The sequence below is a fragment of the Actinomadura madurae genome (genome assembly GCF_900115095.1).
GTDB lineage: Bacteria > Actinomycetota > Actinomycetes > Streptosporangiales > Streptosporangiaceae > Spirillospora > Spirillospora madurae.
In genome coordinates this window covers 871670-887493 of sequence record NZ_FOVH01000002.1, presented here as the reverse complement: position 1 = coordinate 887493, position 15824 = coordinate 871670, and the positions used below count along the sequence as shown (strand labels likewise).

Below are 15824 nucleotides of genomic sequence, written 5' to 3'. Positions count from 1 at the left end.
GGATGGCAGGATGGCGTCCGGTCTTCTGAGGGGGGCGGGCGTGCAGGTCGGGGACGGGACGCTGGCGGTGGGCGCCGGACGGCCGGAGGCGGAGAACCACGCGCCGGCTCTGCCGGGGCCCGTGTTCGCGGCGTACTACCACCTCGCCGGGGAAGCGAGCGGCCCTTACACCTACGGGCGCGACTCGAATCCGACGTGGACGCTGCTCGAACGGGCGATCGGCGAGCTGGAGGGCGGCGCGGAGGTCGTCGCGTTCTCCTCCGGGATGGCGGCCGTCGCGGGCGTCCTGCTGTCGCAGGTGCGCGCCGGCGATGTCGTGGTCCTGCCCGATGACTGCTACCAGACCACGCGGGCGTTGAAGGACCGGCTGGAATCGTTCGGCGAGGTCGTGCGGATGGGGCCGACCGCGCGCGACGCGCAGCTGGACCTGCTGGACGGCGCCCGGCTGGTGTGGCTGGAGTCGCCGTCCAATCCCCGGCTGGACGTGTGCGACATCCGGCGGATCGCCGAGGCGGCGCACGCGGCCGGGGCGCTCGTCGCGGTGGACAACACGCTGGCCACCCCGCTCGGGCAGCGCCCGCTGGACCTGGGCGCCGACTTCTCCGTCGCCAGCGACACCAAGGCCCTGACCGGGCACGGGGACCTGCTCCTCGGCCACGTCGCCACCCGCGATCCGGAGTCGGCCGACGCGGTCCGGTTCTGGCGCAAGACCGTGGGCGCCGTCCCCGGGCCCATGGAGGCGTGGCTGGCGCACCGGTCGCTCGCCACACTGCAGCTGAGGCTGGACCGGCAGGACGCGAACGCGCTCGCGGTGGCCGAGGCGCTGCGGGATCACCCGAAGATCTCCGGGCTCAGGTATCCGGGGCTCCCGGACGACCCGGCCCACGAGGTCGCGGCCCGGCAGATGCGGCGGTACGGCTGCGTCGTGTCGTTCTCGCTGCGGGACGAGGCGGCCGCGGAGGCGTTCCTCGGCTCGCTGCGGCTCGTCATGCAGGCCACCAGCTTCGGCGGCGTGCACAGTTCCGCGGAGCGGCGCGGGCGATGGGGCGGCGACGCCGTCGATCCCGGCTTCGTGCGCTTCTCCGTCGGGGTCGAGGACACCGGCGACCTCGTGGCGGACGTCCTCCAGGCTCTGGCGAAAATCCCATGATCGACGATGGCCGCCGGCTGTAGCGTGGCGGCCCATGAGCGACGCGCGGGCACTCCTGGAGAGCGGTGACATCGCCGGGCTGATCCGGCATCTGCGTTTCAACGCGGACGGCATGGACCTGGCCGAGGTCGGGCGTCTGATGGAGGGCGCGGCGACCCTGTCGGGATTCGACGACATGCGCGAGGCGGCCGCGGCGATGGCCCGCGAGCAGACACCGCAGGAGCTGTACGACTTCGGCTACGCGTGCATCGAACGCGGCATCGCGTTCCTGGCGATTCCGCCGCTGCGGCGGGCGCTGGAGATGCTGCCCGACGAGCCCGCGCTGCTGATGGAGCTCGTGTCGGCCCTGGAGCGCGAGAACCGGCACGCCGAGGCCGTCGCGGCACTGGAACCGCGTGTCGACTCCCTGGACCCGTGGCCCGCACGGTACCTGCTCGCCTACAACGCGCTGTTCTCCGGCGACCTGGCCCGCGCGGAGCACGAGGCGGGGCGGCTGCCCGCGCCGGACGACACCTGGACGCCCGCCCGCGACCGGCTGGCGCGCATGCTCCGGCGGGCCCGCGCGGTGCGGGACGTCAGCCCCCTCGACGGCACCGACCTGCGCGGCTGGCACTACGCGCTCGGCGGGAGCGTCCTGCTCACCATCTCGCCGTACGGGTACGGCGACGGGATGACCGGCCGGTTCGCCTTCACCTCGGACGCCTTCTCGACGTGCCGGCGCAGCCTCGACCGGCTGCGGCTGGTCCTGGACGCGGCGGGCCGGCGGCCCACGTCGGTCGGGCTGCTGCCCGACCGGTCGAGCCGGATCCTGGGGCTGGCCGCGGCGCGGCTGCTCGGGCTGCCCGCCGAGCCGTTCGCCCCGGGGCGTCCCGGTGTGCTCGCGGTCGCCTACGACCTGAACGAGACGGACGCCGAGGGGCTGTGGGAACGGGCCGAGGGCCAGGTGCTGTTCGAGCACGCGACGTGCTGGACGGACCCGCCGGCGGTGAGCGCCGACGTCACCGGCCTCCTGCACCAGGTGGTGAAGGCGCCGTGGGGCGAGCAGCTCCGGTTCTCGCCGAGCGGCGAGACCGAGACCGTCCCGCCGGACGAGCGCCCCGTGGAGGAGCTGGCCGAGGAGATCGTCCGCGCCGATCCCCACGAGCCCGACGACGGCGCGGACGACGGCGCGCCGCCCGACCCCGACGAGCTGCTCGCCGGTTTCGCCCGCGCGGCGGCCGGCCGGTGGCTCAGCGGCCCGAGGGACACGGTGCATTCCCCCGGGCCGGTGCCGAGCAGCAGGTTCGTCTAGGAGGCGGTCAGGTTCTCCAGGTCGGCGAGCAGCTCGGAGACGAGGACCGCGTCCAGGTCGGCGAGGCCGTTCTCGGCCGTGCGGGACGGGTGGTACTCCCCGGCCGCCCGGCCGGCCCGGACGCGCGCGATCTTCTGCTCGGGGAACAGGTCGACGGAGCCGGCGGCGACGCCGGGGCTCAGCTCGACCACGACGGTCACCTTCGGGTCGAGTGTCCAGGAGATCCAGTGCTCGACGCCACCGTCCTGCGGGGCGCCGCGCCGCCAGCCCATCCGGGTGAGGCCGAGGATCTTCCCGGTCGGGACGGTCAGGCCCTCGAACCGCTCCAGCCGGCCGTCCGCGGCCTCTCCGTCAGCGAGGGTGCGGACGGGCCGGCCGAGCTGCGGGAACGGCTGCAGGATCTCGTAGTCGGCGAACAGCTCCGACCACGCGCCGAGCGAGTCGCCCAGCCGCAGCGGATGGGCGATCTGGACCGCCGCCGCCTCCGGAAGCTCGACCGCGTCGTCGTCGAGGTCGGCGAACGTGCGGTCCTCCGCGATGCGGAAGGCCCGGTCGCCGCTCAGCCAGACCAGCCGGCGGGCGAGGTGCCACATCAGCGGGTGGCCGACGAGGAACTCGGCGAACTCGACGCGCGTCCAGGCGCGGCCCATGACCATGGACGACTCCAGCCGGGCCACCTCGCCGGACGCGACCGCGCGGACGTCCTTCTTCAGCTCCGCGAACCGCTTGTGGGCGGCGGGCGCGAGGTCCGGGTCGTCCTTCGCCCCCGGCTTGGGCAGCGACTTGCGGGGCCGGCCGTCCTCGTCGGCGATGGTGGGCCTGAGCTGCTCGTCGAAGCCGACCATGAACCGGCGCGGACCGTAGTCGAGCGTGAGCGTCCCGGCGGAGTCCAGGCCGAACCGCGGGACGAGCCGGTCGGCCAGCTGGTCCGGCGTCAGGCGCTCCCGCTTCGCCACCGCCTCCAGCCTGCGCTCCGCCTCGGCCTTCAGCCCCTTGTACTTGGACTTCCGCGCGATGCCGCTGATGTGCGTCAGGGCCACGTCGCCGCCGATCTCGGCGAGCACGCCGAGGCCGTGGACCGCGCGGCCGTAGCCGCCGCTCTCCCCTGGCCACCTCCTGATGTGCGGGGCGAGGAGGCGGACCGTCTCCTCGTCGCCGAACCGGCCGAGCATGGACAGCACGAAGCCGCTGCGGCCCGGAAGGCCCGCCTCCAGCCAGGCCGCGAACAGCGCCCGCGAGAACTCCGCCAGCGCCTCCCGCCCGCAGACCTCGACCGCCCCGTCCAGGACCGGGTTCACGTCGATCCCCCGGCTTCCCGGCACCGTCATGGCGAGCAGCAGGTTGCGGACCGCGTCGGGCGCGAGCTCCCCGCCCCCTCGCAGCGCGGGTCCGGGCAGCGCGTCCAGGTCCAGCCACTTGGGCAGGGGCGGCGGCGTGTACGGGGGTTCGGCGGGGGCCGCGTCGGGCGGCGCGGCGGCGAGAAGGGCGGCGACCGCCGCGGCGGCCTCGTCCCCGTGGACGCGGGCCGCCCCGGCGACGTCCCCGTCGATGAACCGCAGCGCCTTGACGGCGTTGCGGCGGGGGCCGACGCGCTTGCCCAGCGCGTCCGGGACCAGGTACGGGACGGCCGCGAGCCCGTGCCGCCCGAACCACGTGCGGGCGATCTCCTGCGCCGACTTGAGCCGGTAGAGCCAGTCGGCGAACAGCCGGGCGACGTCGGCGGACAGGAACGGCAGCAGGATCGGGCCGGTGCCGAACGGGTTCTGCTTCGCCAGGCGGAACGCCACGTCCCACGCGTCGGTCTCGTAGCGCGCCACGATCGGCTGGAGCGAATGGTCGAAGTCCCACGTCACACGGGGTTTCCAGCCTGCCAGCAGCGGCCGGGCGAGATGCTCGGGGGCCTGCGCGAGGAACCCGGCCCGGGTGGGCTCGTAGCCCATCCGGCCGTCCCGGAACTTCTCGGCGGCCTCCTCCCACTCGTCGTCCTGCCAGGATCCGTAGGGGCGCGTCTTCGCCCACCGCTCGCGCTCGCCGGGTTCCCAGCGGACGGCGCGCCCGTCCGGCGGCGTCAGGCCGGGGACGAGGATCGGCTCGTCGCCGGGCGGCCCGGCAGCGGCGGGCCTGCGCTTCCACGGCGGGTCCAGCAGGGGCTTCGGCACGTCCATGGGCGTCTCTCTCAGGTCAGGGTCGCGAGGTCGGCGAGTATTTCGGAAGCGGTCACCGGATCGAGATCGGCGAAGGACGCCGTCGGCCCACCGCCCCTCCAGAGCTGGTCGGGGCGCCGGGTGAGGGCGACGGCGCGCAGCGTCTGGTCGGGCAGCGCGTCCACGGCGCCGACCGCGATACCGGGGTCGAGGTCGATGGCGAGGCACCGGTCGCCCGGGAGCCGCCGGGAGATCCAGCACTCGACGCCGGCGTCCTGCGGCGCGCCCCGTTCCCAGCCGCGCGAGGTCAGCCCGAGCACCTTCCCGACCGGGACGGTCAGGCCCTCGAACCGGGGCAGCCGCCCGCCGGCGCGCTCCTCGTCCGCCAGCCGGTGGACGGCGCGTCCGATCTGCGGGAACGGCTGGAGGATCTCGTAGTCGGCGAACACCTCCGACCACGCGCCGAGCGAGCCGTCCAGGTCGACGGGGTGCGCGACGCCGACGGCCGCGGAGCCCGCGAGGGTGAGGACGTCGTCGTCCACGTCGGCGAAGGTGCCGTCTTCGGCGACGCGGAACGCGGTGGTCGCGCCGCCGTACCCGTCGCCGTCCCTGTCCCCGTCACAGGCCAGCCAGACCAGGCGCCGGACGATGTGCCGGACGAGCGGATGCCCGGCCAGCAGCTCCTCGAACTCCCGCACGGGCCAGCGGCGCCGCGTGACCATGCACGTCTCCAGGCGTCGGAGCTGGTCGGCGGCGACCGTCCGGACGTCCTTCTTCAGCGTCGAGTAGGCCTTGTAGGCGGCGGGCGCGAGGTCGGGATCGTCCTTCGCGCCGGGCTTGGGAAGGGCCTTGCGGCGCTTGCCGCTCTCGTCCGACACGAAGGGCCTGAGCTGCTCGTCGAACCCGACGACGAACCTTCGCGGGCCGTAGTCGAGGGTCATGGTCCCGCCCGCGTCCAGCCCGAAGTCGGGGACGAGCCGGTCGGCGAGCCGCTCGGCGGTCAGCTCCAGCCCCGCGGCGACCTCGGCGATCTTGTCCTGCGCCCGGGCCCGCAGCGCCTTGAACCTGACCCGCTGCGCGATGCCGTGCAGGTGCATGAGGGCGACGTCGGTGCCGATGGTGGCGAGCACGTCCAGGCCGGCGACCGCCTTGGCGTGCCCGCCGTCGCCCGGCCACGCCCGGATCACCGGGGTCAGCCGGCGGACGGTCCCGTCGTCGCCGGTCAGGCCGAGCTGGGTCAGCGCCCAGCCGTCCTTGGACGGCGCGCCCTGCGCCTCCCACTGCCGGAACAGGCCCCAGCCGAACTCGGCGAGCGACTCCCGGTCGCACAGGTCGCGGACGGCGTCCACCCCGGCGTAGACCTCACCGGGCCTGGACATCGCGAGCATCGTCACGACGTGGCGCGCGGCGGCGTCCGGCAGCGCACGGGCACGGTCGCGCAGGAGGATCTGCGGGAGCAGACGCACGTCGGCCCAGTCCCCGGCCTGGGGGATCTTCGAGGGCAGCAGGTCCAGCGGATCGACGGCCAGCAGCGCCTCGATCGCCGCCGCAGCCGCGTCCCCGTGGACGCGCGCCGCCTCGACGACGGCTTCGGCGCTCTCTCCGGCCGCGATGCGGCGCAGTGCGGCCTCGGCGGCGCGCCGTCCGGCACCGGCCTTGCCCAGCGCCGGAGGGAGCAGCGCGGGGACGGCGCCGAGGCCGTGCCGCCGGAACCAGGCCCGCGCCGTCGTCCCGGCCTGCTTGAGCCGGACGAGCCAGTCGGCCATCAGCCGGGCGACGTCGTCGCTCAGGTAGGGAAGCAGGATCCCGCCGGCGCCCGCCGGGTCGCGGCGCGCCGCGAACACCGCCGCGTCCAGCGCGTCCAGTTCGAAGCGGGCGACGACGACCCGCATCCACTCGCCCACGTCCCAGGGGTCGGGCGGTTCCCACCCCGCGAGCAGTGGCCGCACGAGGTCCTCGGGTCCCTCCACGAAGAACAGCGGGTGCATGTGGGCCGGCAGGTCGCCCTTCTCGAACTTCCCCACCTGGACGTGCCAGTCCAGCCGATCGACCCAGCGCCACAGATGGTGCAGGTCGACCGTCCACTCGTCCCGCTCGCCCGGCTCCCAGGCGATGGAGCGCGTGCCGGGCGAGCCGAGGTCCTTGATCACGACGGGCCTGGCCCTCGACCGGGGACGCGTCCACGGCGGATCGGCGAGCAGCGGCGGCAGCGCGCCGTCCGGCGCCTCCGGCAGCCGCACGATGGACGCGCGGGCCGCCTCGACCGCGGCGCGCGACTCCTCCGGAAGCTCCGGCGGCATCGCCTCCGCGAGATCCGGATGGGTGAGCAGATGCGCCCGCAGCAGCTCCTCAACCTCGGGCCCGCGCGGCGCCGCTGCCAGCAGCCGCAGCGCCCGCCCGGGGAACGTCCGGGCCGCGGCCGACAGCGCGGGCCGGACGTACTTGCGGTCGAACCGGTCCACGAGCGCCTGGAACGCCTCGTCGACCGGCAGGCGCGCCAGGGCGTCCAGCAGGTTCCGGGAGGTGTCGCCGTCGACGTACCGGTCGTCCAGTGCCCTGGCGAGCAGGGGCACCGCGGCGGACGGTCCGACACCGTCCACGACGGTCGCGACGATGCCGGGGCTCCGGTCGTAGTAGCCGAGCGGCAGGGCGGCCGGGTCGACCTGCTCCGGTGCCCCGAGCGAGCAGAACAGCATCCAGCGGAAGGTCAGGTGATGGGGCAGTCGCGCGATCAGCGGGTCGGTGAAGACCTCGTCCGCCCAGTCCAGCCGGGTCGGCACGAGATAGGAGACGACCATGCTCTGGAGGGACGTCCGCCGCGCGCCCGCCAGCCCCGCGACGGCCTCCGCGTACACGCCTTCGCCGGCGGCGGCCAGCAGCGACCGGAGGTGGCGCGCCGCCCGCTCGTCCGCCCACCAGCCGCCGACGTGGTCGGACTGCCGGCGGGCGCGGACGCCGCCCCAGGTCCTCCTGCTCCCGGCCTGGACGTAGTCGACCGTGATCTCGCACAGTTCGGCGTAGGCGCGGGCGGCGAAGGGCAGGCCGTGCTCGGCCGCCCACGCGTCCCGGAACGGGTCCTCCCCGCCGGATTCGCGCAGCCCCCGCAGGGACACCGCCGCCGCCGCGACCACCGCCGCGCCCAGCGGATCACGTTGCCCGTTCAAGTGGGTGCGAGCGCGCTCGGCGAGCTCGGGGGCCGTTCCCGGCAGGGCGAGGACGGTCTCGATCTCCGAGTACGCCCCGTCCACGAGCGCCCGTGCCTTCCGGGCCGCCGGCGCGTCGATCCGCGCCTCCGGCCATGGCCCCGGGCGGTCGCGGCGTGGATGGGCGAGCCTCCGCCACGCGTCCGGCATCGCCCAGGTGTTCTCGTCCGCCGCGGTCGCCATGGAGCCACACCGTAGAGGAGATCACCGACAAAGCGGATCAGCTTCCGGAACGCATGTCCCGCTCGACGGCGTCGGCGGCCTTGCGGGCGGCGATCAGCACCGGGTCCCAGACGGGCGAGAACGGCGGCGCGTACCCGAGGTCGAGGCCCGTCATCTCCTCGACCGTCATGCCGTTCCACAGCGCGATCGCCAGACCGTCCACGCGTTTGGCGGCGTTCTCCTTCCCGACGATCTGCGCGCCGAGCAGCCGCCCGGACCGGCGCTCGGCGATCAGCTTGGTCGTCATCCCCATCGCGCCGGGGTGGTAGCCGGCGCGGGTGGTGGACTCCACGACCACGCTCAGCGTCGCGAACCCCGCCGCGGCCGCCTCGCGCTCGTTCAGCCCCGTCCGCGCGACCTCGACGTCGCAGATCTTCGAGACGGCGGTCCCGGCGACGCCGGGGAAGGTGGCGTAGCCGCCGCCGAGGTTGACGCCGGCGACGCGGCCCTGCTTGTTGGCGTGCGTGCCGAGCGCGATCGCGACCGGGGCGCCGGAGACCAGGTGCCGGGTCTCGACGCAGTCGCCGGCCGCCCACACCCGCTCGGTGCGGGTGCGCATCCGCCGGTCGGTGACGATGCCGCCGGTCGGGCCGGTCTCGACCCCGGCGTCCCGGGCCAGTCCGGAGGCCGGTCGCACGCCCAGCCCGAGGACGACCAGGTCCGCGGGGAGCGTGCGGCCCCCCGTCCGGACGGCGGTGACGCGCCCCTCCGGCGATGTGTCGAAGCCCTCCACGGGCTCGCCCAGGTACAGCGTCACGCCGATGCCGCGCATCGCGTCCGCGACGATGGCGCCCATGTCCGGATCGAGGGTCCGCATCGGCTGGTCGGCGGCGTCGACGAGGGAGACCTCCAGGCCGCGCATCACCATCGCCTCGGCCATCTCCAGGCCGATGTAGCCGCCGCCCACGACGACGGCGCGGCGCGGTTCGTCCTCTTCGAGGACGCGACGGATCGCGACCCCGTCGCCGAGGACCTGCACGCCGTGGACGCCGGCGGCGTCCGCCCCGGGCAGCCGCGGGCGGATCGGGTCGGCCCCGGTCGCGATCATGAGGTGGTCGTAGGGCTCCCAGCGCTCCCCGTCCTCGTCCCCGTTCCCGGCCCCGTCGAGGGACCGGACGCGCACCCGGGCGCCGTCCAGGTCGATCCCGGTGGCCTCGGTGCGCAGCCGCAGGTCGATGCCGCGGTCGCGGAACTCGGCGGGCGTGCGGGCGATGAGCGCGTCGAGGTCGTCGACCACGCCGCCGACGTAGTACGGGATGCCGCACGCGGAGTAGGACGCGTGCCACCCGCGCTCGAACACGACGATCTCCAGCTCGTCCGGGCCGCGCCTCCGGCGGGCCTGGGACGCGGCGCTCATCCCCGCGGCGTCACCGCCGATGACGAGCAGGCGTTCGCGTGCGGCCATGCCGGACTCCTCCCCTTGATGATCGTCCTACTCCAGACCGTAGACCCGGCGGGCGTTGCCCGAGGCGATCATCTCCGCGACGCGCGCGGCGTCCCGGGACGTCCAGGCGCCGTCCTCCACTCCCCCGGCCAGGAACCCGGCGAGCCCGTGCCGGAACAGCAGGGCGCCCAGGTGGTACAGCTCCGCGAGCCCGAACGCGTCGGAGGAGTACAGCACCTTCCCGAAGGGGGCCAGCTCCAGCAGCTCGGCGATCAGCGCGGGCGAGCGGTGGCCGAGGTTGTGGGTGGCGAGGCCCGCGTCGACGTACACGTTCGGGAGCACCTGCGCCAGGTAGCCGGCGTGCCGGTGGAACGGGTAGTTGTGCAGCAGCATCGCCGGGACGGGGTCCATCGCCCGGAGCAGCTCGATGAGCAGCAGCGGGTCGCCGCGGCGCAGGTCGGCGTCCACGTCCCCGTACCCGACGTGGAACTGGACGGGCAGCCCGGCGTCCACCGCGCACCACACGAGGAACCGATGCAGGATCTCGTCGCAGACGCGCGGCGGCTCGCCGCCGCTCTCCGCGGCGAGCATCAGCTGCCCGGCCGCGCCAGTGACCTCCGCCTCGGACGGCCGCACGCCCGACAGCTCCAGCCCGGCCCGGTAGGCGGCGACGGACTTGGCGCCGGCGGCGTCTCGGCCCTCGATCCGGGAGCGCACCTCGCCGGCGAACCGGGCCGCCTCGACGCCGTCCGCGACCACCTGCTCGGCGACGGACTCCAGCCGGACGATCTCGTGCGCCGCCGCGCCGGCGAGGCGTCCGAGGTCGGGCGGGTCGAGCAGGGCGGCCGGGCTGTAGCCGGTGTCGACGCAGAGCGCGTCCAGCCCGGCGGCCTCCAGGAAGCGGCGGTTGACCTCGTCCGCGCCCAGCTCGGCCCGGCGGGACAGGTACTCGGCGGGCTCCGCGTGCGCCTCCAGGCCGAGGACGGGCGGGCACCAGCGCCGCAGCGCGAACCCGACCTGGGTGTCGAACATGCTCACCCCCGGCGGGCCGGCGGTCTCGGCCTCGGTGAGCATCTCCTCGAACTCCGCCCGGCCGGGGTCCTCGCCGAGGACGCCGTGGCAATGGTGGTCGACCAGCGGCAGCGACTCCAGATACTCCAGCACGGCATCCGCCTTCCTCCCTCGAACCGGCCCCTGTTCTCCCTACGATGCCCTTACGGACCGTGTTCGTGCCTCATTCACCCTGATCGGGAGTCAGCACCGTGGAACCGACCTCTGTCACCGCCCCGGAAGGACCGGCTCCCGGCGTGCGGCCGCTCGACGGGCACGAGCGCGCCCGGCTCGGCGCACGCGCGGCGGAGGCGGCGCGGAGGATGGCCGGGCAGGGCCTCGTGGCCGTGGCGCTGACGTGGGTGGACGTCAGCGGGATCACCCGCACCAAGACGGTCCCGGTGGAGCGGCTCGAGCACGCCGCGGCGTGGGGCGTCGGGATGTCCCCGGTGTTCGACGTGTTCCTGCTGGACGACTCGATCGTGTCCGGGCGCCACATCGGCGGCCCGGTCGGGGACCTGCGGCTGCACCCCGACCTGGACCGGCTCGTCCCGCTGGCCGCGCTGCCGGGCTGGGCGCACGCGCCCGCGCACCGGTACGCGCAGGACGGCACCGTCCACCCGCTGGACACCCGGGCCCTGCTGCGCCGCGAGGCCGACCGTCTCGCCGGGGAGGGCTGGACGGTCAGGGCGGCGTTCGAGATCGAGTGGGCGGTGTCGAAGGGCGACGGGGACGAGTTCTCTCCGGCCTGCAAGGGCCCCGCCTACGGAATGACGCGGGTCACCGAGCTGGCGGGCTACCTGCGGGACGTCCTGAAGGCGCTGCGGGAGACCGGCGTGACGGTCGTGCAGCTGCATCCCGAGTACGCGGCGGGGCAGTACGAGGTGTCGGTGGCCGCCGAGGACCCGGTGGGCGCGGCCGACACCGCCGTCCTGGTCAGGGAGACGATCCGGGCGGTGACGATGGAGCACGGCATGGCCGCGTCGTTCTCCCCGAAGGTCGAGGCGGACTCGGTCGGCAACGGCGCGCACGTGCACCTCAGCCTGTGGCGGGAGGACGCGGCGGACGGGCCGGCGAACGCGATGGCGGGCGGCCGCGGCCCGTGCGGCATGACGGCGGCCGGGGAGGCGTTCACCGCCGGGATCCTGCGCCGGCTGCCGGCGCTGCTCGCGGTCGGCGCGCCGTCGGTGGCGAGCTACCTGCGGCTGATCCCCTCGCACTGGGCGGGCGCGTTCGCGTGCTGGGGGCTGGAGAACCGGGAGGCCGCGCTGCGGTTCGTCACGGGCGCCGAGGGCGAGCGCGCGACCGCGGCGAACCTGGAGGTCAAGTGCGTGGACGGCGCCGCCAACCCGTACCTGCTCCTCGCGGCGCTGCTCGCGGCGGGCCGGGACGGCCTCGGCACCGGCCTGACGCTGCCGGAGCCGGTCGGCACGGACCCCGCCGGTCTCGCGGAGGAGGAGCGCGCCGCCCGGGGCATCGCCGCGCTGCCGGCGTCGCTCGGGGAGGCGGTCGCGGCGTTCGAGGCGGACACCGTCCTGCGGGACGCGCTCGGCGAGGCCGTCACCGACACCGTGTCGGCGGTGCGGCGCGGGGAGATCGCGCTGCTGGACGGGGCGACGCCGCAGCAGGTGGCCGCGGCCACCCGCTGGCGGCACTAGCCGAGCTTCGCCCCGGACGCCCCGTCGCGTCCGGCGGACACGACCGGTCCCGGCTCGAAGCGCTGCACGCGCATCTGCAGGCGCCCGCAGGCACAGCGGGTGTAGGTCACCACGCCCTCGGAGGTCAGGTGCCGCGACAGCACCTCGTACACATCGGACTCAGGCCAGCCACAGCGTGGGCATTCCACCGCGCATCCCCAGGGACGACGTCTGTAAGGGTTATAACTAAGATATCATTTACTGCACGGTGGCGGGACCGGAGGCCGGGGTAATGCGCATCACTGGTTACAAGAGTCACGGGGTGGCCGCGGCCGCCGCACTGGTCAACGCCGTGACGAGCGTCGGCGGGGACGACTCCCCCGCCGCGCTGCGCCGCGTGCTGCGGGACAACGAGTTCTTCTGGCACGAGTTCGAGGACGCCGACGCCGACGAGCTGCGGGAGTGGGGGCGGACGCTGCGGCGCTTCTTCGAGGCGCCCGGCCTGGAGGAGGCGATGGCCCTGCTGAACGGGCTCATGCTGGAGATCCCCATGCACCCGCACCTCGCCGACCACGAGCCGCACGGCCTGCACATGCACTACGCGCCGCCGTCCTCCCGGCTGGTGGAGCGGTTCCGCGCGACCACGCTGATGAAGCTCGCCGAGCTGATCGTCGAGCACGGCCTCGGCCGGACGGGCGTCTGCGCCGCGGAGGGCTGCGACCGGGTGTACGCCGACACCTCCCGCGCGGGCCGGCGCCGGTTCTGCTCGGAGGCCTGCGCTAACCGGACGAACGTCGCCGCGTTCCGCGCCCGGCGCCGGGAGTGACCTGCCCCGATATGGGGGAATGACTGCCCGCATGTCGCTCGCGTTCTTCCGCCGCCGATCCGGCCGAGACGACCGCGCGGGCCGCTCGCCGCTGCGCGTCGCGACCGAGGTGCAGTCCACGGTGTTCCGCATCGCCCGCTTGACGATCACGGCCGTGCTGTCGTTCGTGCTGGCGCTCGCGGTCCTGCCGGCCGGCGGGCCGGAGCCGCTGCTGGCGCCGCTGACCGCGCTGCTCGTCGTCCAGTCCTCCGTCTACCAGACGATCCGGGCGAGCATCCTGCGCGTCGCCGCGGTCACCGCGGGGGTCCTGGTCGCGGTCCTGGCCGCGAGCACCATCGGGTTCTCCTGGTGGACGCTCGGCCTGGCGATCCTCGCCGCGCTGACCATCGGGCACGTCCTGCGGCTGGGCGAGCACGTGCTGGAGGCGCCGATCTCCGCGATGCTGATCTTCGCGCTCGGCTCGGCGAGCGAGGCGGGCGCGGAGGACCGCGTGCTGGAGACGCTGATCGGCGCCGCCACCGGGCTCGCGGCCACGCTGCTGGTGCCGACGGTGCGGGTCCGGCCGGCCGAGGAGGCCGTCCAGGACGTGGCGGAGAAGCTGCGGGAGCTGCTCGCCGGCATCGCGGACGGGCTGCGCGGCGAGCGCGCCGCGGGCGAGGCGGCCCGCTGGCAGGAGGAGGCCGAGCGGCTGGCGCGCGAGATCGGCCGGACCGACCGTGACCTCGGGGCCGCCGAGGAGAGCGTCCGGCTCAACCCCCGGACCCGGGCGCGGCGGCTCATCGACGCCGGGGTGGCGCTGCGCAACGCGATGGAGACGATGGAGCACTTCACCCTGTCGCTGCGCGGGCTCACCCGGTCCCTCGCCGACGACGAGCGGCTCGGCGACCGGGGCCGGCTGCTGACCGACCCCGAGCTGCGCCGCGAGCTCGGCGACGCCCTGGCCGGGATCGCCGCGAGCATCTCGGCCTACGGGCGGCTGGCCCGCTCGGACCTGGCCCGCGACGCCCGGCCCTTCCTCGCCGAGCACGAGCTGGAGACGCGGGTGGACGTGGCCCGCGAGCGGCGCGCCCGGCTCACCCGCAGGCTGCACGAGCGCGCCGCGGCCGGCGACCTGTGGCCGCTGTACGGGGAGGTGTCGATGGACATCGACCGGCTCATCGAGAACCTGCGCGTGGAGCACCGGGCCCGCGCCCGCGAGCACTGGCGGCGGCACCGCGGCGCGGCGCGGCACCTGCCGCCGCGTCCGGTCCGGGCCGTCCAGCAGGCCGGGCACACGCTGCGCAAGGCGGCCGGGTCGGCCGCCGCCGCGGCGGAGCGCAACGCCCGCGAGTCCGGCGAGCGGTACCACCGGCCCTGACGAGGACGCGGACCCGCCCCTGGGGGGAGGGGGCGGGCCCGCGTATGGGTGGGGTCGGCGTGGGTGTGTGGGCGGGGTCAGCGGAAGGTCGGCTCCAGGACGTCGACGCCGCGCGTGTTGTCGGCGACGTAGACGTACTTGCCGTGCCAGTACGGCTGCCAGGACGCGGCGTCCGCCGGCCGGTAGTAGGCGACCTGCCTCGGGTTCGTCGGGTCCCGGACGTCCAGGAAGCGGGTGCCCTGCGAGTAGAACGACTGCGCGACGATGCCGTCGCGGACGTCGAAGTAGTGCGCGGAGCAGTCGGTGCTCTCGGGGTCGCTGCCCTCCTTGCCCGCGACGCCCCACGTGCCGACGGTGCGCAGGCGGAACGGCTTCTCCGGCGTGGACCGCCAGCCCTGCCCGCCGTGGGAGCCCTCCAGCGAGGCGATGACGAGCAGGCCGTCGTTGGCGCAGCCGTCGTTGAACGTCTCCTCGGTGACGTACAGCAGCCTGCCGTTGCCCCACCTGCGCGGGTCGGCGGCCTGGTTCCTCGTCCGGCCGACCGCCCGGTAGCTGTTGTGCATGAACGCGGAGTTGGTGGTGGCCTCGTCGAGGCCGCCGCCCGCGTACGGGACGGGGTCGAACGCGGTGGCCCTGCGCCACTTCTTCTCGACCGGGTCGTAGTGGCGGCCGGTGGTGTGGTACCCGCGCACGCCGCCGCGCCCGGACGCCCAGGCGACGCCGTCGGAGTCGACCTGGATGTCGTGCGTGTAGTCGGTCTTGCCGTCGTTGCGGCCCGTGTCGATCGGCTTCCGGTGCACCTTCGGCTTCGCCGGGTTGCGGACGTCGGTGACCCAGACGGGCCGGCCGCCCCAGTCATCGGGCATCCAGTCGGCCTTGGCGGGGCCGCCCGTCCACAAGTACTTGCAGTCGTTGACGCAGGTCGTGGTGTGCCCGGCGGGGACCTTCACGTAGGTGATCTGCCGCAGGCTCTCCGGCTTGGAGGCGTCCACGACGTAGATGCCCGACTCTCCGGTCTGGGTGTTGCCACCGAACGCGCGCGGGTCCCGGGAGAGGTAGATGATCTTGCGCTTGGGGTCGAAGTCGGTGTCCTCGGTCTCCCACATGCCGGGCATGTTCAGCTGCCCGACCAGCTTGGGGACCTTGGGGTCGGCGGTGATGTCGTAGGCCTTCAGCCCGAACTCGCCGGTCGCGTACATGATCGTCCGCTTGTGGCGGCCGTGGCCGTAGTCCATGAACATCAGCGAGATGGCGCCCTTGGCGTCGGACACGCCGCCGACGCGCCGCACGCCCTTGGCCGCCTCGGACTTCTTCACGGCGGCGGGGTCGGCCCGGTGGTAGTGCCCGGCGTGGCCCCCGCTCGTGCCCTCGCCCTCGGCGGCGGCCTTGGCGGTCCGCTGGTTCTCGGGCTCGGGCGGGCACGCCCAGGCGGAGCCGGCCATGAGCGCCACGGCGGCCGCGACGGCGGCGCCGCCCCGCAGCGCGCGCCGGGCGGGAAGGGATGTGCGAGGGAGCATCGCGCCTCCACGGAACGGATCTTCGCAAGCGCCAGTGTGACCG

11 protein-coding genes are annotated in these 15824 nt (G+C 74.8%); 5 read left to right on the top strand and 6 right to left on the bottom strand.

Annotated features, from left to right (window positions below):
* Positions 1-40 precede the first annotated feature (40 nt).
* Positions 41-1150 (top strand): cystathionine gamma-lyase, encoded by a 1110-nt coding sequence (locus BM339_RS09505; protein ID WP_218163602.1) that lies wholly within the window; start codon positions 41-43, stop codon positions 1148-1150.
* 34 nt (positions 1151-1184) lie between these two features.
* Positions 1185-2441, top strand: coding sequence for a tetratricopeptide repeat protein (locus BM339_RS09500; protein WP_075020554.1), 1257 nt, complete (start codon positions 1185-1187; stop codon positions 2439-2441).
* On the opposite strand, the gene BM339_RS09495 is transcribed toward BM339_RS09500, so the two are convergent.
* The 4 genes from BM339_RS09495 to BM339_RS09480 are packed head-to-tail and all read right to left on the bottom strand — an operon-like array spanning position 2438 to position 10558.
* Positions 2438-4606 (bottom strand): DUF4132 domain-containing protein, encoded by a 2169-nt coding sequence (locus BM339_RS09495; protein ID WP_075020553.1) that lies wholly within the window; start codon positions 4604-4606, stop codon positions 2438-2440. The genes BM339_RS09500 and BM339_RS09495 overlap by 4 nt on opposite strands.
* A gap of 11 nt (positions 4607-4617) precedes the next feature.
* Positions 4618-7971 carry a DUF4132 domain-containing protein gene (locus BM339_RS09490; RefSeq protein WP_075020552.1) on the bottom strand — a complete coding sequence of 1118 codons (3354 nt, stop codon included), beginning with the start codon at positions 7969-7971 and terminating at the stop codon, positions 4618-4620.
* A gap of 37 nt (positions 7972-8008) precedes the next feature.
* The gene (locus tag BM339_RS09485; protein ID WP_075020551.1) at positions 8009-9415 is read right to left on the bottom strand and encodes an FAD-dependent oxidoreductase; all 1407 of its coding nucleotides are present in this window, start codon (positions 9413-9415) and stop codon (positions 8009-8011) included.
* A 27-nt stretch (positions 9416-9442) separates the two neighbouring features.
* Positions 9443-10558: an amidohydrolase family protein gene (locus BM339_RS09480; RefSeq protein ID WP_075020550.1), complete on the bottom strand. Its 1116-nt coding sequence runs from the start codon at positions 10556-10558 to the stop codon at positions 9443-9445.
* Positions 10559-10656: 98 nt separating this feature from the next.
* On the opposite strand from BM339_RS09480, the gene BM339_RS09475 reads away from it, so the two are divergent.
* Entirely contained in the window at positions 10657-12102 is a 1446-nt protein-coding gene (locus BM339_RS09475; RefSeq protein ID WP_200871864.1) for a type I glutamate--ammonia ligase, read from the top strand.
* On the opposite strand, the gene BM339_RS09470 is transcribed toward BM339_RS09475, so the two are convergent.
* Positions 12099-12254, bottom strand: a complete 156-nt coding sequence (locus tag BM339_RS09470) for a hypothetical protein (protein WP_021595566.1) — start codon at positions 12252-12254, stop codon at positions 12099-12101. The two genes, BM339_RS09475 and BM339_RS09470, sit on opposite strands and share 4 nt — an antisense overlap.
* Before the next feature lie 119 nt (positions 12255-12373).
* Here BM339_RS09470 and BM339_RS09465 point away from each other — a divergent pair, with 119 nt between their 5' ends.
* The gene (locus BM339_RS09465) at positions 12374-12907 is read left to right on the top strand and encodes a CGNR zinc finger domain-containing protein (RefSeq protein WP_075020549.1); all 534 of its coding nucleotides are present in this window, start codon (positions 12374-12376) and stop codon (positions 12905-12907) included.
* 31 nt (positions 12908-12938) lie between these two features.
* Positions 12939-14264: an aromatic acid exporter family protein gene (locus BM339_RS09460; protein WP_024935527.1), complete on the top strand. Its 1326-nt coding sequence runs from the start codon at positions 12939-12941 to the stop codon at positions 14262-14264.
* Between the two features lie 77 nt (positions 14265-14341).
* Here the strand turns inward: BM339_RS09460 and BM339_RS09455 are convergent, their stop codons facing one another.
* The gene (locus BM339_RS09455; protein WP_075020548.1) at positions 14342-15781 is read right to left on the bottom strand and encodes an LVIVD repeat-containing protein; all 1440 of its coding nucleotides are present in this window, start codon (positions 15779-15781) and stop codon (positions 14342-14344) included.
* Between the last annotated feature and the right edge of the window lie 43 nt (positions 15782-15824).

What these genes read in the sequence shown, in the direction of transcription:
- BM339_RS09500 (WP_075020554.1), top strand. Translation starts at nt 1,185, where the DNA reads ATGAGCGACGCGCGGGCACTCCTGGAGAGCGGTGACATCGCCGGGCTG.
- BM339_RS09485 (WP_075020551.1), bottom strand. Translation starts at nt 9,415, where the DNA reads ATGGCCGCACGCGAACGCCTGCTCGTCATCGGCGGTGACGCCGCGGGG.
- BM339_RS09460 (WP_024935527.1), top strand. Translation starts at nt 12,939, where the DNA reads ATGTCGCTCGCGTTCTTCCGCCGCCGATCCGGCCGAGACGACCGCGCG.
- BM339_RS09465 (WP_075020549.1), top strand. Translation starts at nt 12,374, where the DNA reads ATGCGCATCACTGGTTACAAGAGTCACGGGGTGGCCGCGGCCGCCGCA.
- BM339_RS09495 (WP_075020553.1), bottom strand. Translation starts at nt 4,606, where the DNA reads ATGGACGTGCCGAAGCCCCTGCTGGACCCGCCGTGGAAGCGCAGGCCC.
- BM339_RS09490 (WP_075020552.1), bottom strand. Translation starts at nt 7,971, where the DNA reads ATGGCGACCGCGGCGGACGAGAACACCTGGGCGATGCCGGACGCGTGG.
- BM339_RS09455 (WP_075020548.1), bottom strand. Translation starts at nt 15,781, where the DNA reads ATGCTCCCTCGCACATCCCTTCCCGCCCGGCGCGCGCTGCGGGGCGGC.